We start from the raw sequence: 18,916 nt of genomic DNA, 5'->3' as shown, positions 1-18,916 counted from the left end.
ATCCGGAAGAATCGCAAAATTTTCAACGAACGATCAGAGATTTGCGACTCGGCTTGCCTCAAGCGCCGCGCTGGCGAAGGCAATCTCTCCGGCGGAAACCGGAATATCTGCTTTGTATGTCAACATAAGACATAAGACTCGTACGATATTGTTTCTGGAACAGTTGTTTAGGGTTCTTCCGGCTTAAGGAAGCTTTAGCGGCGTTGTTCTATGTTGCGGGAGGGAAAGTGCATTCTGCAGGGCGTCGCCTTTGCCGAATGCTTCAGGGCCGGCGGGATAGAATGCAAGCAGCGAGTACTGCGGAAGATCGCGTGACCGACATCGCAACGACGATTGCGGTGACCATGCGGCAGATGGGCGTACTCGGCCTGCCACGCAACTATGAAATCTTTTATGAGGCGCTGAACGGATCGAACCACGCGCTCAGCCTGGAGGTGGTTTCGCTCGGCAACCAGCCGACGCAGGAAGATCTCGACAGGATCGGTCGAAAATTCTTCGCCCAGAACCATGGCCATGGCGTCGTCGAGAACGCGCGCGAAGTGATCGCCAAGGAACTCGAGGAAATCGCCTCGATCATTAGAAACGAACGATGCCACTTGGAAAAGTATGGAAAAATCCTCGGCGAGACGTCGAGCGGTCTCGCCAATCGCGACACTGTGACCAAGGACCTGTTGCAGAAGATCGTCGGGGTGATGACAGTCGCGACCACTTCGACGATCGACCATGGAAAGCAAGCCGCGAGTTCGCTCAGCGACAAGAGCGCCGAACTCGAGACGGTGAAGACGAAACTCGAGGAATACAAAAAACTCGCCGACACCGACCCGCTGACGCACATCTGGAATCGCCGCGCCTTCGACAGGCGGATCGCCAGTATCTACGACAACAAGACGGGCATATTGTTCAATGCGCTGATCCTTGCCGACATCGATCGGTTCAAGGAGATCAATGATCATCACGGCCATCCGGTCGGCGATCGCATCCTGCAGATCATCGCGGAAATCCTGAAGGCGAATGTCAACGAAGACGCTTTCGTCGCCCGGACCGGGGGCGAGGAGTTCGCGCTTATCGTCGAGGGGACCAGCGAAGAAGCGACTTTTGAATTGGCAGACCGCATCCGCGATGCGATCCACCAGACGCCGTTCGGCAACATTCAGACCGGTGAGAACTACGGCCCGGTCACCATTTCGATGGGCATCTGCATGGCATCCGAAGCCGACGGCTCGGAAGACCTCTATGCAAAGGCCGACCGCGCGATGTACCGTTCCAAGGTCGGGGGACGGAACCAGGTGACGAGATATTCCACCACCGCCGGTGGAAAACCCGGCAAAAACTGGCTGCTCTACCGACGGGATTGACGACAATCCCTTTCCACAGGAAGTTTTATGCACTATATTTCCCGTGGAAAGGAAAATCAAAATGCTGAAGCCAGTCCCGCGGATCACATCACAGGAAGGCGCCGTCATCACCAAGGCAGCGTTGCGCGCTGCCGAACAGCTCGATGTCACCGCGCGCACCTTTGCCGCCGTCATCGGCGTTTCCGAAGCCACGGTTTCTAGAATGCGCCGGCAGGAATTCGCGCTGGAACAGGGCAGCAAGCCGTTCGAGCTCGCGGTGCTGTTCGTGCGCCTGTTCCGCTCCCTCGACGCGATCACCGGCGGCGACGAAACCGTTTCGCGCGCCTGGCTGAAGAGCTTCAACAGCGCGCTCGACGGCAAGCCGCTCGAAAAAATCCTCACGATTTCCGGCCTTTTCAATGTCATCGCCTATCTGGACTCCCGCCGCGCTCTCGTCTGAGGCCATCCACCTCGAAGGCAAGTGCTGGCGCATGGTGGAAGCGCAGCACCGCATATCCACGCTGAAGCTGGTGGACAGCCTGGACGAGCAGGCGCTGCTGGAAGACCTCATCGAAGAAACCAAGCCCGCGATCCCGGCGGAATGCCGCCATCTCGACTACCTGCTGGCGACGCCGTTCCGCTACGGTTCGCCCTATCCTTTCGGTTCGCGCTTCCGCAGGGCCGGCCGGACGAAGGGCGTCTATTATGCGGCCGAGAACGTGGTGACGGCGGTGGCCGAAATGGCGTTCTACCGGCTGCTGTTCTTTGCCGAATCGCCCGATACGCCGTGGCCGAAGGACGCCGCCGAATACACCGCCTTCTCCGCAGCGATCCGTACCGACAAGGCCGTCGACCTCACCAGACCGCCGCTCGACCGGGACGCGGCGAAATGGACGCATCCGACCGATTACGAAGCGTGCCAGCAGCTGGCCGATACCGCACGGGAGGCCGAGATGGAGGCGATCCGCTACATCTCCGTGCGCGATCCGCAACGGCGGGCCAACGTTGCAGCACTTTCCTGCCGCGCCTTCGCCAAACCGCGGCCGCTCGACCGGCAAACCTGGCGGATACGGCTCAGTGCGTCGGGCGTGCAGGCGCTCTGCGAATTCCCGGAAAAGCGCATCGGTTTCGATCGTACCTCCTTCGATGACCCGCGGCTCAAATCGTTACGCTGGGACCGCAAGCGATGAGCGCGTCGCCTCCGCCTCGGCGATGATCCAATCGCGGAAGAGCTGGATTTTTCGCGAACGCCGGCGAGCTTCAGGGTAGACTAGGAAATAGCCGCGACCGTCCTCCACGACATGCGTGAACGGCTGCACCAGTCGGCCGTTCTTCAGTTCATCCACGAAGAAGGTCGGAACAACCATGGCGACCCCCTGCCCGAGCAGCGTGACGGCGACGTCCATCGCCTGGACGCCGAGCACGAGGCCCATCTGGTTGCCTTCGTCCAGGTTTTCCACTCCAGCCTCCGTCAACCAGCGCCGCCACCAGCCAGGCGAACCGAAGCGGCGGACAGCCAGAAGATCGGACGGTTGGGTGAGCCTGTTGCGGTCGCGGAATTCGGGCGTGCAGACCGGCGTGTATTCGATCGGAAACAACGGAAAGACATCGTTTCCCGGCCAATTGCCATTACCGCTGAGCACTACCAGGTCGATGTCCTCCTTGATGAAATCGACCATTTCGTTGGAGGTGTGCAGGTTGATCTTGATATTCGGATTGGCCGCCTGAAACGACGAAAGGCGCGGGACGAGCCAGGCGGACGCAATCGTCGGGAGGACAGAAATAGCAAGGTCGAGCCTGGCTTTCTCGGCAATTTCGATGAAAGCCGACCCGAGCAGGTCCAGTGCCTCGGTTACCTTCGGCGACAGGCTGCGGCCGGTGGCGGTCAGCGTCACCTGGCGCGGTTCGCGGATGAACAGCGGTGTCCCCACCCGGTCTTCCAGAAGCCGTATCTGGTAACTTACCGCAGCCTGCGTCATGCCGAGTTCCTCGGCGGCTTTAGTAAAGCTCTGGTGCCGGGCGGCAGCCTCGAAGGCCCTGATGGCGGCAATTGGCGGCAGCTTCATGCTCATACATAAGCATTCTTTATGGCAGATAGCGATAATTCGCTTTGTCGGTTCAGGCCGCAATCCCCATTTTCCAACTCGGCAGGCGATCTGCATAAACGCATGCGAGGTGAGGAATGAGGGTACTGACGGAATTCTTCAGCATTTTCCGGAGCCGTGGACGACGGGATGCGTCCCTGGAGGACCTGAACGACAGCCAGCTTCGTGATATCGGCTACTTCCGCCTAAGCGAGCATAGATATCGGAAAGTGCAGGAGCCGCTCACGCTGGATGTCCTGTTTCCCAAGGCGGGTGGAACGCCGGCAAGCAGGGAACATGATTGTCCCACCCGGCCCGGCGCCGCAAAGACGTCGCGCAAACAAGGGCAACGGACTGACGCATAAGCTTTTAGTCGGTTCCAAAGCTGGTTGGCTGATATCGGCATCCACCGAGTCTAACGCCTCCAGAGACGACGTGAACAAAAAGGCGCCGGTTTTCTCCGGCGCCTTTTTGATTGATTGCAAGCCGTCAGAGCAAGGCTTACTCGGCCGCTTGGGTGTGCGTGTGCTTGACCTGGCCCTTCTTGAGAAGATCCGATGTCAGGAAAGCCAGTTCGATGGCCTGGTCGGCATTGAGGCGCGGATCGCAATGGGTGTGGTAGCGGTCCTGCAGGTCCTCGTCACGGATGGCGCGGGCGCCGCCGGTGCATTCGGTGACGTTGTTGCCGGTCATCTCGATGTGGATGCCGCCTGGATGCGTGCCTTCGGCGCGATGCACGTCGAAGAAGGTCTGCACCTCCTTCAGGATGCGGTCGAACGGCCGGGTCTTGTAGCCGGCGGCGGTGATCGTGTTGCCATGCATCGGATCGCACGACCATACGACCTTGCGGCCTTCCTTCTCGACGGCGCGGATAAGCTTCGGCAGATGCTCACCGGCCTTGTCGGCGCCGAAACGCGCGATCAGCGTCAGGCGGCCGGCCTCGTTTTCCGGATTGAGGATGTCGATGAGGTTCAACAGCCCATCCGCCGTCATCGACGGACCGCATTTGAGGCCGAGCGGGTTCTTGATGCCGCGGCAGTATTCTATATGCGCATGGTCGGGCTGGCGAGTACGGTCGCCGACCCAGATCATGTGCCCCGACGTGGCATACCAGTCGCCCGAGGTGGAATCGACGCGCGTCAGCGCCTCCTCGTAGCCGAGCAGCAGCGCCTCGTGACTGGTGTAGAAATCGGTCTCGCGGAGCGCATAGTTCGTCTCCGACGTGATGCCGACGGCACGCATGAAATCCATCGTCTCGGTGATGCGGTTGGCCAGCGCCTCGTAACGCTCGCCCTGCGGGCTGTCCGAGACGAAGCCGAGCATCCATTTGTGGACGTTCTCGAGGTTGGCGTAGCCGCCCTGCGCGAAGGCCCGCAGCAGGTTGAGCGTCGCCGCCGACTGGCGGTAAGCCATTTCCTGGCGCGCCGGATCGGGCGTGCGCGACTTCTCGTCGAAGCCGGTGCCGTTGACGATATCGCCGCGGTAGGTCAGCAGCGAAACGCCGTCCTTGGTTTCGAACTCGGAGGACCGGGGTTTCGCGAACTGTCCGGCGACGCGGCCGACCTTCACCACCGGCTGCGAGCCGGCGAAGGTCAGCACCACCGACATCTGCAGGAAGACGCGGAAGAAGTCGCGGATGTTGTCGGCGCCATGTTCCGCGAAGCTCTCGGCGCAGTCACCGCCCTGAAGAAGAAATGCGTCACCGGCAGAGACCTGTGCAAGCTGCTTCTTCAGCTTGCGCGCCTCACCTGCAAAAACGAGCGGCGGAAAGGTGGCAAGACGGGCCTCGGTCTCAGCCAAGGCAGCCGCATCCGGATAGGCCGGCACCTGCTGGATCGGCTTTGCTCTCCAGGAATTTGGTGACCATTTCGTCATTGTCGCACCCAACGCTGTTCCATACGGGCACGGATTGCCCGCCTTTTCGCCCCAATATGGGGATCGCGGCTCATTACACGAAGCCGGATCGCTATTCTAGACCGCTTTTGGGCAGGATGCGATGCATGATTCCTCGCCATATCTTGATCGTCCTCCGCTCGTTCGTACCCTCTGGCCTGCCGGCCATCTCCCCCATAAGTGGGGAGATTAGTCGAGGCGCCGCCTCGCGCTTCATCGGCATGCCGGCCTCAACAGGTTGCGCGTGCTGGCCCATACGAAAACCGCGACCAGGTGTTGCGATTGCGGGGCGCGGTTGCGAGATAGCGCCGATGTTGCCGGAACAATCCAACCTCAAGGCCGTGCTGTGGATGGCGGGAGCCATCACCTGCTTCCTCGTGATGGCGGTGGCGGGCCGCGAGACGACCGAAGTGCTGAACATCTTCCAGGTGATGGAGATGCGTTCGGTGCTCGGGTTCATCATGCTGCTGCCGCTGGTCTACCGGGCCGGCGGGCTGCGGGCGATGAAGACCGCGCATCCGCTGCAGCATCTCGGCCGCAACCTCATCCATTATGCCGGCCAGACCGCTTGGCTCTACGCGCTGACGCTCATCCCGCTGGCGCAACTGATCTCGATCGAATTCACCACGCCGATCTGGACGGCGCTCCTGGCGGTGGTGGTGCTGGGCGAAAGACTGGACGCGGCGCGGATCACGGCGATCGTGTTCGGCCTGATCGGCGTCACCGTCATCGTCCGTCCCGGGCTCGACACGGTGAACCCCGGGCATCTGGTGGTGCTGGGCGCCGCTTTGGCCTTCGGCATATCGATCGTCATGACGAAGTCGCTCACCCGCACCGACAGCGTCGTGAGAATCATCTTCTGGATGCTCATCATCCAGTCGGCGGCAGGCATCATTCCCGCCATCCAGGTCTGGCAGACGCCGCCGGCGAGCGTGTGGCCGTGGATCTTCGTCATAGCCTTTTCGGGCACGTTCTCGCATTTCTGCATGGCGCGGGCGCTGGCGCATGCCGACGCCACCGTCATCATGCCGATGGATTTCCTGCGGGTGCCGCTGGCAGCACTCATCGGCTGGCTGCTGTATGCCGAGCAGATCGATCTTTTCACCGCGGCCGGCGCGGCGCTGATCCTGACCGGCAATCTCCTCAACCTGCCAAGGCGGCGTGGCAAGCCAGCCGACATGGCGGTTACACCCATGCCGTGAACGAACCTGCGTCACGACGGCATCACGCGAACGTGCAGCCGTCCCTTCCGCCATCACGATCGCGCGATTGAACAGTATCGATCTTGCTAGGAATGGCACCGCGACCGTACGCTTGAGGAAGCTACGCCTCGACGCAATGCGTCCCGAGCCCAGCCACCCGAGGCGTAGGCACCAATTTGCTCAAAAAAGGAGAGCATCCCATGGTCGCTTTTACCCTCAATGGCGAAGCGCAAACGCTCGACGCCGATCCGGAGATGCCGTTGCTCTGGGCAATCCGCGACGTGATCGGACTGACCGGGACGAAATTCGGCTGCGGCATGGCGCAATGCGGCGCCTGTACCGTGCATATCGACGGATCGCCGACCCGCTCCTGCCAGACCGCCATCGGCGACGTGGAAGGCATGTCGGTCACCACGATCGAGGGCCTCTCCGGCAAGGTCAGCGAGACGGTGCAGACGGTGTGGGCAGAGCTCGACGTGCCGCAATGCGGCTACTGCCAGTCGGGCCAGATCATGTCGGCAACCGCGCTTTTGGCCGAAACGCCGAAGCCGACCGACGACGACATCGATTCGGCGATGAGCGGCAATCTCTGCCGCTGCGCAACCTACCAACGCATCCGCGCGGCAATCCACGAAGCCGCAAACCGGCTGGAGGCATGACCATGCTGCAGTTTTTGATGAAGAAAGAAGCCGTCAAGCCGACCCGCCGCCAGTTCCTTCTCGGCGCCACCGCAGCCACCGGCCTTGCTGTCGGCTACCGACTGATCGCCGGCAACCCGGCGATCGCTCAAGCGGCGCCGGCAGCCGCGCAGGCCAACCCGTTCCAGACCTATGTCGAGATCACGCCGGAGAACCGCATCATCATCCATTCGTCCCAGTTCGAAATGGGGCAAGGCTCCTATTTCGGCATCGCGACGCTGGTGATGGAAGAGCTCGACGGCGACTGGGCGCAGGTCGACGTGGTCGGCGGCTCCGGAAACACCGCGCTCTTCGGCAATCTTGCCTGGGGCGGCGCCTTCCAGGGTACAGGCGGCTCTACGTCGATGACTTCATCCTGGGAGCGCTATCGCAAGGCTGGCGCGGCGGCCCGCGCAATGCTGGTCGCGGCGGCCGCAAAGGAATGGAGCGTGCCGGACAGCGAGGTCACGGCGGCTTCGGGTGTGATCTCCCATGGATCGGACAAGCGCGCCACCTTTGGCGAGCTGGCGCAAGCCGCGGCGGGCATGCCGGTTCCCGAGGACGTGCCGCTGAAGTCGCGCGACAAGTGGACCCAGATCGGCTCCGACACGCTGAAGCGCTACGATTCCGCCGGGAAAGCCAACGGCACCCAGTCCTACACGATCGACGTGAAGATGGACGGGCTGCTGACCGCGGTGATGATCCATCCGCCGAAGTTCGGGGCCGAAGTGACCAGCTTCGACGCTGCCAAGGCGAAAGCGTTCGACGGCGTCGTCGACGTGGTCCAGACGCCGCGCGGCATCGCGGTGGTCGGCCAGAACATGTGGGCGGCGCTCAAGGGCCGCGACCTCGTGACTGTCGAATGGAATGAGGCCAAAGCCGAGCAGCGCGGCACCGCAGAGATCATGGCGGAGTACAACAAGCTCGCCGAAGGTCCGGCCAAAGCCACGGCCCGCAATGACGGCGATGTCGCCGCGGCGCTGGCCGGGGCAGCCAAGGTTGTCGAAGGGCGATACGAGTTCCCCTATCTCGCCCATGCGTCGATCGAGCCGCTGAATGCGGTTGCGCGGATCGACGCGGACGGCACCGTGGAGGTCTGGGGCGGTCATCAGATGCCCGACATCTACCAGGCCGCCGCAGCCCAGGTTGCCGGAACCACACCGGACAAGGTCAGGCTGCACGTCCTGAAGACCGGCGGCAGCTTCGGCCGCCGCGCCGTCGCGGACGCCGATCTGGTTGTCGAAGCGGTCGCCGTGGCGAAGGCGCTCGGTCCCGGCAAGCCGGTCAAGGTGCAGTGGACGCGCGAGAACGACATGCGCGGCGGCCGCTACCGGCCCGCTTATGTCCACGCGATCAAGGCAGGGCTCGACAAGGACGGCAAACTCGTCGCGCTGCAGGACCATATCGTCGGGCAGTCGATCATGGGAGGCACGCCGATGGCGGCGATGATCGAGAACGGCGTCGACCCCACCTCGGTCGAGGGCGCTTCCAACCTTCCCTATGCGGTGCCCAACTTGAAGGTCGACCTGACTACGACGGACGTAAACATCCCGGTCCTGTGGTGGCGGTCGGTCGGCTCGACGCACACGGCTTACGTGATGGAGACCTTCATCGACGAACTTGCGTTGGAGGCCAAGCGCGACCCCGTTGAGTTCCGCCTGTCGATGCTCGACGCGCATCCGCGCCATGCCGCCGTGCTGCGGCTTGCGGCGGAGAAAGCCGGCTGGGACACACCGCTGCCGGAAGGCCGCTTTCGCGGCGTCGCCCTGCATGAGAGCTTCTCGACCTATGTGGCGGAGGTGGTGGAGATCACCTTCAAGAGCGCCAGCGACTTCACCGTCGACCGCGTGGTCTGCGCGGTCGATTGCGGCATCGCCATCAATCCCGACCAGATCCGCGCGCAGATGGAAGGCGGCATCGGCTTCGGGCTTGGCGCCATCCTGCAGGAGGAACTGACGCTCACCGGCGGCGTGGTGGACCAGGAGAACTATGACACCTACACGCCGCTGCGCATCGACCAGATGCCGAAGGTCGAGGTGCACATCGTGGCGTCCGACGAGCCGCCTACCGGCGTCGGCGAGCCGGGCGTGCCGCCGATCGGCCCGGCCGTCGCCAATGCGCTGAGGGCGGCGACCGGAAAGACCATCCGCAGCCTGCCGATCACCAAGGGCCTGTCGGCGTAAGGGCTGCACTCAAGGAAGGTACCGGCGGGCATTCGGCCGTCGGTACCTTCCTTTCAACCCTTTCCAGTTTAGCTGCTTGCGATCGCGGCGATGATCTCGCCCGCGAGACTGTGCAGACTGTCGCGGTATCCGTTCCGTGCGGCGGGATTGTTTTCATCCGACGTCATGGCGACGGTGAGTTGGAGCGACGGCACGATGTAGAGCATCTGCCCGCCATAACCCCAGGCGTAGCGCACATCCTGTCCGCCGATCTCGCGCAGGAACCAGCCATACCCGTAAGCGTCGCCGGTGAAGCGCGAATTGGTGCGCGGCCGCCAGGAAAGTTCGATCCATTCCGGCGATACCAGTTGTTGCCCGCCGGCGGTCCTGCCGCCGTTGCGATACAACTCGCCGAAGGCCAGCAGCGAACGCGTGCTCATCGCCATCTGGTTGCCGCCGAGATAGATGCCTTGCGGATCGCGTTCCCAGCCGCCGATGGAAAAACTTTCCAGCGGCCCCAGCCAGTCGCGAGCCAGCTCGCGCGTCGAGCGACCGCTGACGCGGGTGAGGATGGCCGAGAGCAGATGCGTCGAGGCGGTTGAATAGAGCATGCCGCCTCCCGGTTCGTCGACGAAAGGCTGCGCCAGCGCCTCCCGCACCCAGTTGCGGCTCGACACCCAGCGCCCGTAGTTGGCGCCGGACATACGGTCCAGCCCGGCCTGCATGGAAAGAAGATTGCCGATGGTGATTTCTTCCATCCGCGGATCGGGATTATCCGGCAGATCTCTTCTCAAGAGCGGCGCGATCTTCTGATCCACCCCTTTCAGGACGCCCTTGTCGATGGCGATGCCGACCAGGGCCGAGATGACCGACTTCGACGCCGACTTGATGTTGGTCGGCTCCGTGACGCTGCTGCCGTGGTAGCCGCGCTCGGCGACAATCGCACCGCTGCGGGCAACCATGACCGCCTTGAGTTGGCCGAGGCTCCCTGCCCGCTCGAGGATTCCGTCGAGCGGCGAAACGGCGGTCATTGCGGGAGCCTGACCGCTCTGGGCAACGGCCTTGCGAGAAACCAATGCCAGAATGACGAAGGAGAGCAGCGCGCGTCGGTTCATGATTCCGCGCTAGGGACAACGCACGGCAAAATCGTGGCCGCTTCGGCGTGATGGACCCTGCTCACGCTGAAGTGATTATCCGCGACCGGGTCGTGCACGCAAAGCGGCAGGCGGGCGCTAGACCAGTTCGACCTCGACAACGCCGGGAACGGCGCGCATCGCCGAGGCGATCTGCGGTGAGATGCGGTAGCGGTCGAGCAATCCGATCTCGACTTCGCCTCGTCCTTCCTTGATAACAATAATGCTCACCTGACCTTCACCGCGTTGAGCAAGTTGCGATTGAATCGTCGTTGCTGGTCCCTCGTCGCGCACATAAACACGCAACGCCTTCTGCACCTGGCTCGCTACATCATCCAGCAGTTGAACGGTCTGGATGCGCAGATTAACGCCTTCCGGCCGGTCCTCCGCCGCAACGGTGATAACGACGGATCTGCCGGCTTCGAGAATGTCGCGATATTGCGCCAGCGCTTCCGAGAAAAGCACCGCTTCATACTGGCCGGTGGTGTCGGAAAACTGCACGACGCCCATCTTGTTGCCGGTGCGGGTCTTGCGCTCCTGCTTCGAGGTGACGGTGCCGGCAAGCCGGCCGGCGGTCGCTCCCTGCTTCACGCCGGCCGAGAACTGCGCCCAGTTCTGCACGCGCATCTTGGCGAGCACCGCCTTGTATTCGTCGAGCGGATGGGCCGAGAGATAGAAGCCGACCGCTTGGAATTCGCGGTGCAGCTTTTCCGCCGCCAGCCATGGCTCGGCGACAGGCAGGTGCAGGACGGCCGCCAGCCCGGTCGCCGCCATCCCGAAGATGTCGGTCTGGCCGGACATGGCGTTTTCCTGGGCGCGCTGCGCCATGCCCATCATGCGCTCGACGCCCGCCATCATCGCGGCGCGGTCGTGACCGAAGCAATCCAGCGCACCGGCTGCGATGAGGCTTTCAAAGACACGCTTGCCCACCACCCGCGGATCAACGCGCTCGCAGAAATCGGCAAGACTGGAGAACTGCCCCTCCTTCCGCTTTTCGACGATATGCTCGACGGCGGCGTCGCCAACGCCCTTGATGGCGGCCAGCGCGTAGAAGATGCGATTTTCCCCCACTTCGAAGTTGCGGAAGGAACTGGTCACCGACGGGGCCACAACGTCGATGCCGAGCCGCAGCGCATCCTGGCGGAAATCCGCCAGCTTGTCGGTGTTGCCCATGTCGAGCGTCATCGAGGCGGCGAGGAACTCGACCGGGTAATGCGCCTTCAGGTAGGCGGTCTGGTAGGAGACGATGGCGTAGGCGGCGGCGTGCGACTTGTTGAAGCCGTAGTCGGCGAACTTGGCCAGCAGGTCGAAGATGAAATCGGCCTGCGGCTTGCCGACGCCGCGTTCGACGGCACCAGTGACGAAGCGCACCCGCTGCTGGTCCATTTCGGCGCGGATCTTCTTGCCCATGGCGCGGCGCAGCAGGTCGGCTTCGCCGAGTGAATAGCCGGAAAGCTCCTGGGCGATCTGCATCACCTGTTCCTGGTAGACGATGACGCCTTGCGTCTCCTTGACCAGATGGTCGATCTTGGGATGGATCGACGCCATCTCCTCCTCGCCATGCTTGCGGGCATTGTAGGTCGGGATGTTCTCCATCGGACCTGGGCGGTAAAGCGCCACCAGCGCGATGATGTCCTCGATGCGGTCAGGACGCATGCCGATCAGAGCCTTGCGCATGCCGGCCGATTCCACCTGGAACACGCCGACCACCTCGCCGCGCGACAGCATTGCGTAAGTGTCCGGATCGTCGAGCGGGATTTTCGCCAAGTCGATATCGATGCCGCGGCGGCGGATGAGCTTTACCGCAGTCTCAAGGACGGTGAGCGTCTTCAGGCCGAGGAAGTCGAACTTCACCAGCCCGGCCTGCTCGACATATTTCATGTTGAACTGGGTGACCGGCATGTCGGAGCGCGGGTCGCGGTACATCGGCACCAGTTGCGACAGCGGCCGGTCGCCGATCACGATGCCGGCGGCGTGGGTCGAGGCGTGGCGATAGAGCCCTTCCAACTTCTGCGCCATGGCGAGCAACGTTTCGACGATCGGCTCTTTTTCAGCCTCCTCGGCAAAGCGCGGCTCGTTGGCGATGGCGTCCGCCAGCTTGACGGGGTTGGCGGGGTTGGACGGCACCATCTTGCAGAGCCGGTCGACCTGTCCGTAAGGCATCTGCAGAACGCGCCCGACATCGCGCAGCACCGCGCGCGCCTGCAGCGTACCGAAGGTGATGATCTGGCCGACCTGGTCGCGGCCATACTTCGCCTGGACGTAGCGGATGACCTCTTCGCGCCGGTCCTGGCAGAAGTCGATGTCGAAGTCGGGCATCGAGACGCGGTCTGGATTGAGGAAGCGCTCGAACAGCAGCGAGAAGCGCAGCGGATCGACATCGGTTATGGTGAGCGCGTAGGCGACCAGCGACCCGGCACCCGAACCGCGGCCCGGACCGACCGGGATGTCCTGTGCCTTCGCCCATTTGATGAAGTCGGCGACGATGAGGAAATAGCCCGGATATTTCATCCGGGCGATGATGCCGAGTTCGTATTCGAGGCGTTCGCGGTACTGTTCCTCGCTGTAGCCCGCAGTTAGGCCCCGCGTCTCGATGCGCATCGCGAGGCCTTCGCGCGCCTGGCGGGCTAACTCCTCAGCTTCGGCCTCCACCGCCGCGTTGGCATCCTCGGCGTCGCGGGCGGCAAAGCGCGGCAGGATCGGATTGCGATTCTTCGGATAATAGGAACAGCGCCGGGCGATCTCGACGGTGTTGTCGACCGCTTCCGGGATATCGGCGAAAAGTGCCGCCATCTCGGCCTGGCTCTTCAGGAAATTGTCGGGCGACAGGCGGCGGCGGTCGTCCGCAGCCACGACGGCGCCCTCTGCAATGGCAATCAGGGCATCATGCGCCTCGTAGTCGTCGCGGGCGGGGAAAAACGCCTCGTTGGTGGCGACCAGCGGCAGGTCGTGGCGGTAGGCGAGTTCGATCGTGGCCGCCTCGACCGTGCGGTCGTAGCCGGAGGGGCGGGAGAGCTCGACATAGAGCCGGTCGCTGAACAGGCGGCTGAGCTCGGCAAGCCTCGATTCGGCGAGTGCGGCATGGTCGGTCTTCAGCGCGGCGCCGACCGGGCCACGCTCGCCGCCGGTCAGGCAGATGATGCCGTCGGAGTTCCCGTCGATCGCCTCGACCGGCAACTGAACGCCCTCGCCCGGCGGCGTGTCCAGGTACATGCGGCTGACGAGACGGACGAGATTGCCGTAACCCACCTCGTTGGCAGCGATCAGCACAACCGGAAAAAGGTCCGGACCCTTGCGGTGATGGCTGCGCTGACCTTCATTGACCTCGCCGCCAAAGGCGAGATCGACCTGGCAGCCGATGATCGGTTGGACGCCTTCCTTGGTCGCTTTCTGCGCGAATTCGAGCGCGCCGAAAAGATTGTTGGTATCGGTGACGGCTATCGCAGGTGCGGAATCCTTCGCCGCGTGGTCGACGATCTTGGCAAGCGGCAGCGCGCCTTCGAGCAGCGAATAGGCCGAATGGACACGCAGATGGATGAACGGGCGCGCCGGCGTTTCCGCCTTCGCCGCCTGCGCCATCGCCTCGCGCTTCAGCGGGTCACGTATGGTTATGTCGGCCGCCATCGGTCTGTCTGTCACCGGTCGAATGGAATCTGCATGTCGAAAATCTATTGTCCGTGACCGGGGCGTTCCAGTCCAGCGGCTATCGGCTCAAAGCACAGTTTCGTGTCGCCACCGGTTGGACGGCCCAGCGCTGCCGTCACGCGGGCGCGGTGGTGTCGGAAAGCTGTCCACTGACAAGTTCGGGCAGCGCGGACGGACGTTCCGCAATGGCGGCGGCTCCGGCGTTGTCGAGTTCTTCGCGGTCTCCAAAACCCCAGAGCACGCCAATCGCGCGGATGCCATGCCTGGCCGCGCCGACGACGTCGTGCAGCCTGTCGCCGATCATGATCGTGTTGGCCGGATCCAGCCGTTCCGTTTCGATGATGTGGCCGATGAGTTCGCCCTTGTCGGCGTTGCGGCCATCCAGCCCCGAACCATGAACGGCGCGGAAAAACCGCGAAAGGCCAAAATGCTCCACAATTTCGACCGAGTAGGTTTCGAGCTTCGATGTCGCAACGCACAGGTAATGGCCCTGGCCGGCGAGGATTTCCAAGGCATCGACGATGCCGTCGATCAGGACGTTCTCGAGTTTCCCGACATCCGCGTAACGCTGGCGGTAAAGCCTCAGTGCCTCGTCATTCAGCGCCCTGTCGTCGCTGGCCAGCAGTTTCGGAAAGGTGACCTGCAGCGGCGGGCCGATGTATGAGCGCAGGGAAGCTGCTTCCGGCGACGGATATCCGAGCGTCGCGAGCGCATGCTGCATGGACCGGCTGATGCCGACAAAAGGGTCTGTCAGCGTGCCGTCCAGATCGAACAGTACCGCGGTTTGACCGGGAATAGCCGGCATCATGCAAACTCCATGATCACGGCATCGACGGCGAGGCTGTCGCCCGGCCTGGCATTGATCTTGACCACCGTCAGGTCGCGTTCGGCGCGCAGCACGTTTTCCATCTTCATCGCCTCGACCACGGCGAGCGTCTCGCCGGCCTTGACCTCCTGGCCGTCCTTCACCGAAATCGAGACGACCAGCCCGGGCATCGGGCAAAGCAGCATCTTCGATGTATCGGGCGGCAGCTTGACTGGCATCAGGCGGTCGAGCACCGCCGTCCTCGGCAGCATGGCGCGGGCGTTCACCGCCATGCCTTTCCAGGCGATGCGCAGGCCGTTCGGCACCGGGCGTATCTGCGCGGAAATCCGGCGCTGGCCGATCGTACCGTGCCAGACGATTTCGCCCGGCCGCCATTCAGAAACGACGGTGACAGGCGGTGCGCCGGCGATCGAGAGATCGGCTTCGAGCGGGATCGAAATCATGCCTTCGACAATCGAAACGGGAATATAGGCGTCGCCGATCTTGACCTCCCAGTCGCGTTTCAGCGCGCCGGAATGCGGCGCCAGCCGGCCGGACAGCCGGTCGAGGCGATCGCGGCGCAGCAGTTCCACCGTCGTGGCGATGGCGGCCAGCACCGCCGTCTCCTCCGCGTTCGGCACGATCGGAGCAAAACCGTCGGGATATTCCTCGGCGATGAAGGCAGTCGAAATGCGCCCTTCCCGCCAGCGCGGATGCTGCATGAGTGCTGCCAGGAACGGGATGTTGTGCTCGATGCCGTCGACGACAAAATTGTCGAGCGCGTCCGACATGGCGTCGATCGCCTCCAGCCGGGTCGGCGCCCAGGTGCACAGCTTGGCGATCATCGGATCGTAGAACATCGAGATTTCCGAGCCTTCGGTGACGCCGGTGTCGTTACGGATGACCGCGTCGCCTGAACGCCCTTCCGCCGGCGGCCTGTAGCGAGTCAGCCGGCCGATCGACGGCAAGAAGTTGCGGTAGGGATCCTCGGCATAGAGCCGGCTTTCGACCGCCCAGCCGGTGAGCTTCACGTCCTTCTGGGCGATCGCCAGCTTTTCGCCGGCCGCGACACGGATCATCTGTTCGACCAGATCGACGCCGGTGACAAGTTCCGTCACCGGGTGCTCGACCTGCAAACGTGTATTCATTTCAAGGAAATAGAAGTTTTTCTGCGCGTCAACGATGAACTCGACGGTGCCGGCGCTCTGGTAGTCGACGGCTTTGGCCAGCGCCACCGACTGCTCGCCCATGGCTTTCCGCGTCTTTTCGTCCAGAAACGGCGACGGCGCCTCTTCGGCGACCTTCTGGTTGCGGCGCTGGATCGAGCATTCGCGCTCGCCGAGATAGATCGCGTTGCCATGCGCGTCGGCCAGCACCTGGATCTCGATGTGGCGCGGGTCGACGACGAATTTTTCGATGAAGACGCGGTCGTCGCCGAACGAGCTTTTTGCTTCCGAGCGGGCGCGGTCGAAGCCGTCGCGGACTTCCGATTGCGACCAGGCAATGCGCATGCCCTTGCCACCGCCGCCGGCCGACGCCTTGATCATCACGGGATAGCCGATGTCGCCGGCTATCTTCTCGGCATGATCGGCATCCTCGATCACGCCCAGCCAGCCGGGCACGGTGCTCACCTCGGCGGCGTTGGCGAACTTCTTCGATTCGATCTTGTCGCCCATGGCGTTGATCGCCTTGGGCTTGGGGCCGATGAAGACGATGCCCTCTTTTTCCAGCGCCTCACAGAAAGGGGCCCGCTCGGAAAGAAACCCGTAGCCTGGGTGGACGGCTTCCGCGCCGGTGGCCTTGCAGGCCTCGATGATTTTTTCGGCGACCAGATAACTCTGCGCGGCGGCCGGCGGGCCGATATGCACGGCCTCATCGGCCATCTCGACATGCACGGCGTCGCGGTCGGCATCCGAATAGACCGCGACCGTGGCGATGCCCATGCGCCTTGCCGTCTTGATGACGCGGCAGGCAATCTCGCCGCGGTTGGCGATCAGGATTTTCTTGAACATTTTTGGCGCGTTCCCTCGGATAGTCCTCCTTCTTATGGGCTAACACGCGGCGGCTCAAGCGGCGCCGGCGGTCGCAACGCGCCACTGGATGCGCTCCTCGCCTTGCCAAGCCGATGAGCGTCGGCGAAGGGTGTCCACCGTTCGTGGAGCAGCCGTTCGCATGCAAGACACCGTGAGAATAATGCTTATCACCGGCCCCGCCGGCATCGGAAAATCCACATTGTGCTGGGAAATTGGCGCAAAGCTCGTGGAAGCCCAGGTCGCCCATGCAATCGTCGAGACGGACGAGCTCGACCGGGTCTATCCCAAACCGGCTGCGGAGGAACTGGAACAACTGCGGCCCGGCGCAACGGATGTCAGCGCCCTTAATCTCGCGGCCATCTGGTCGACATACCGGGCGCTCGGCCATTCGCGGCTGATCATGTCGGGCGTGATCATGCACCCGGGCTTCGACCGCCGCTGGATCCTTGCCGCCATCCCGGATGCCGAAATCACGCTGGTGCGGCTGCAAGCCTCGGAATCGACGCTGGCCGAAAGGCTGGAGCGGCGCGAGATCGGCTCCGGTGCCGAAGAACAACTGCAACGAACGTTGCGGCAGGCACGGCGGATGGCAGCAGAAAGCGGCGACGGGCTTCTGCGCGTGCCGACCGACGGCAAGACGCCGGCCGAACTCGCCGACACGGTTTTGCTCGAGACAGGCTGGCTGGCGTGACGAAAACCGGCCATACATTTTGCACCACCCTTGGTCGTTAGACCGGGTTGAACGCCAGTGAAAATCCTGAAAGTTTGGCGCCGATTTTGAAATTGGAGACTATTCAGCATGAAAACCCGCGCCGCCGTTGCTGTTGCCGCCGGAAAGCCCCTCGAAATCATGGAGGTCGATCTCGAAGGGCCACGCGAGGGCGAGGTGCTGGTCGAGATCAAGGCGACAGGCATCTGCCACACCGACGAATTCACCCTGTCGGGCGCCGACCCGGAGGGCATTTTTCCGGCAATCCTCGGCCATGAGGGCGCCGGCGTCGTTGCCGATGTCGGCAAGGGCGTCACCTCGCTGAAGAAGGGCGACCACGTCATCCCGCTCTACACGCCGGAATGCCGGCAGTGCCCGTCATGCCTGTCGCGCAAGACCAATCTGTGCACCGCGATCCGCGCCACCCAGGGCCAGGGTGTCATGCCCGACGGCTCCTCGCGCTTCTCGATCGGCAAGGACAAGATTTTCCACTACATGGGCTGCTCGACCTTCTCGAACTTCACCGTGCTGCCGGAAATCGCGCTGGCCAAGGTCAACCCGGACGCGCCCTTCGACAAGATCTGCTACATCGGCTGCGGCGTCACCACCGGCATCGGCGCGGTCATCAACACCGCCAAGGTGGAGATCGGCGCAACGGCGATCGTATTCGGGCTGGGCGGCATTGGGCTGAACGTCATCCAGGGGTTGAGGCTCGCCGGTGCGGACATGATCATCGGCGTCGACCTGAACAACGACAAGAAGGAATGGGGCGAGCGCTTCGGCATGACGCATTTCGTCAATCCGAAGGAGGTCGACGGCGATATCGTGCCACATCTCGTCAACCTGACCAGGCGCGGCGCCGACCAGATCGGCGGCGCCGACTACACGTTCGACTGCACAGGCAACACGAAGGTCATGCGCCAAGCCCTTGAATCGTCTCACCGCGGCTGGGGAAAATCCGTGGTCATCGGCGTCGCCGGCGCCGGCCAGGAAATCTCGACGCGGCCGTTCCAGCTGGTCACCGGCCGCACCTGGATGGGCACCGCCTTCGGCGGCGCGCGCGGCCGCACCGACGTTCCGAAGATCGTCGACTGGTACATGGACGGCAAGATCGAGATCGACCCGATGATCACCCACACGCTGAACCTCGAGGAGATCAACAAGGGATTCGACCTGATGCATGCGGGCGAAAGCATCCGGAGCGTGGTAGTGTACTGACGACGCGCCAAGGGGAGACCG

General features: G+C 63.1%; 14 protein-coding genes. 8 read left to right on the top strand and 6 right to left on the bottom strand.

Translation table 11 applies throughout. The annotated features are described in order from the left end of the window. The first annotated feature begins 281 nt into the window (after positions 1–281). The 3 genes from OHD58_RS15850 to OHD58_RS15840 all read left to right on the top strand — a co-directional run bounded on the left by OHD58_RS15850 (position 282) and on the right by OHD58_RS15840 (position 2,524). Complete coding sequence (locus tag OHD58_RS15850) at positions 282–1,355, top strand: GGDEF domain-containing protein (protein ID WP_263804386.1); 1,074 nt, start codon at positions 282–284, stop codon at positions 1,353–1,355. A gap of 61 nt (positions 1,356–1,416) precedes the next feature. After that, the gene (locus tag OHD58_RS15845; RefSeq protein ID WP_263804385.1) at positions 1,417–1,794 is read left to right on the top strand and encodes an MbcA/ParS/Xre antitoxin family protein; all 378 of its coding nucleotides are present in this window, start codon (positions 1,417–1,419) and stop codon (positions 1,792–1,794) included. After that, positions 1,754–2,524 (top strand): RES family NAD+ phosphorylase, encoded by a 771-nt coding sequence (locus OHD58_RS15840; protein WP_263804384.1) that lies wholly within the window; start codon positions 1,754–1,756, stop codon positions 2,522–2,524. The genes OHD58_RS15845 and OHD58_RS15840 overlap by 41 nt, the downstream gene beginning before the upstream one ends. On the opposite strand, the gene OHD58_RS15835 is transcribed toward OHD58_RS15840, so the two are convergent. Together OHD58_RS15835 and OHD58_RS15830 are read right to left on the bottom strand one after the other, a co-directional pair. Further along, on the bottom strand, positions 2,501–3,406 hold the full coding sequence (locus tag OHD58_RS15835) for a LysR substrate-binding domain-containing protein (RefSeq protein ID WP_263804383.1): 906 nt from the start codon (positions 3,404–3,406) through the stop codon (positions 2,501–2,503). The two genes, OHD58_RS15840 and OHD58_RS15835, sit on opposite strands and share 24 nt — an antisense overlap. 513 nt (positions 3,407–3,919) lie before the next feature. Then, a complete protein-coding gene (locus OHD58_RS15830; protein WP_263804382.1) occupies positions 3,920–5,293 on the bottom strand; it encodes a class II 3-deoxy-7-phosphoheptulonate synthase in 1,374 nt (457 codons plus the stop codon). A 329-nt stretch (positions 5,294–5,622) separates the two neighbouring features. Between OHD58_RS15830 and OHD58_RS15825 the strand changes: the two genes are divergently transcribed. From OHD58_RS15825 to OHD58_RS15815, 3 genes are all read left to right on the top strand, one after another. Beyond that, on the top strand, positions 5,623–6,513 hold the full coding sequence (locus OHD58_RS15825) for a DMT family transporter (RefSeq protein WP_263804381.1): 891 nt from the start codon (positions 5,623–5,625) through the stop codon (positions 6,511–6,513). 200 nt (positions 6,514–6,713) lie between these two features. Next, positions 6,714–7,172, top strand: coding sequence for a (2Fe-2S)-binding protein (locus OHD58_RS15820; RefSeq protein WP_263804380.1), 459 nt, complete (start codon positions 6,714–6,716; stop codon positions 7,170–7,172). A gap of 2 nt (positions 7,173–7,174) precedes the next feature. Further along, complete coding sequence (locus tag OHD58_RS15815) at positions 7,175–9,373, top strand: xanthine dehydrogenase family protein molybdopterin-binding subunit (protein ID WP_263804379.1); 2,199 nt, start codon at positions 7,175–7,177, stop codon at positions 9,371–9,373. A gap of 68 nt (positions 9,374–9,441) precedes the next feature. On the opposite strand, the gene OHD58_RS15810 is transcribed toward OHD58_RS15815, so the two are convergent. From OHD58_RS15810 to OHD58_RS15795, 4 genes are all read right to left on the bottom strand, one after another. Further along, on the bottom strand, positions 9,442–10,467 hold the full coding sequence (locus tag OHD58_RS15810; RefSeq protein WP_263804378.1) for a serine hydrolase domain-containing protein: 1,026 nt from the start codon (positions 10,465–10,467) through the stop codon (positions 9,442–9,444). A 117-nt stretch (positions 10,468–10,584) separates the two neighbouring features. Then, on the bottom strand, positions 10,585–14,064 hold the full coding sequence (gene dnaE, locus OHD58_RS15805; RefSeq protein ID WP_412177230.1) for a DNA polymerase III subunit alpha: 3,480 nt from the start codon (positions 14,062–14,064) through the stop codon (positions 10,585–10,587). 181 nt (positions 14,065–14,245) lie between these two features. Then, positions 14,246–14,935, bottom strand: coding sequence for an HAD hydrolase-like protein (locus OHD58_RS15800; RefSeq protein WP_263804376.1), 690 nt, complete (start codon positions 14,933–14,935; stop codon positions 14,246–14,248). Continuing rightward, positions 14,935–16,947 (bottom strand): acetyl/propionyl/methylcrotonyl-CoA carboxylase subunit alpha, encoded by a 2,013-nt coding sequence (locus tag OHD58_RS15795; protein ID WP_263804375.1) that lies wholly within the window; start codon positions 16,945–16,947, stop codon positions 14,935–14,937. The genes OHD58_RS15800 and OHD58_RS15795 overlap by 1 nt, the downstream gene beginning before the upstream one ends. Before the next feature lie 181 nt (positions 16,948–17,128). On the opposite strand from OHD58_RS15795, the gene OHD58_RS15790 reads away from it, so the two are divergent. Together OHD58_RS15790 and OHD58_RS15785 are read left to right on the top strand one after the other, a co-directional pair. After that, positions 17,129–17,659: an AAA family ATPase gene (locus OHD58_RS15790; RefSeq protein ID WP_263804688.1), complete on the top strand. Its 531-nt coding sequence runs from the start codon at positions 17,129–17,131 to the stop codon at positions 17,657–17,659. Between the two features lie 108 nt (positions 17,660–17,767). Continuing rightward, positions 17,768–18,895: an S-(hydroxymethyl)glutathione dehydrogenase/class III alcohol dehydrogenase gene (locus tag OHD58_RS15785; protein WP_263804374.1), complete on the top strand. Its 1,128-nt coding sequence runs from the start codon at positions 17,768–17,770 to the stop codon at positions 18,893–18,895. Positions 18,896–18,916: the final 21 nt, after the last annotated feature.

The sequence above is a fragment of the Mesorhizobium sp. ZC-5 genome, from assembly GCF_025753855.1.
In the GTDB taxonomy this organism is placed as follows: domain Bacteria; phylum Pseudomonadota; class Alphaproteobacteria; order Rhizobiales; family Rhizobiaceae; genus Neomesorhizobium.
This window is presented reverse-complemented; position numbering and strand designations above follow the sequence as displayed.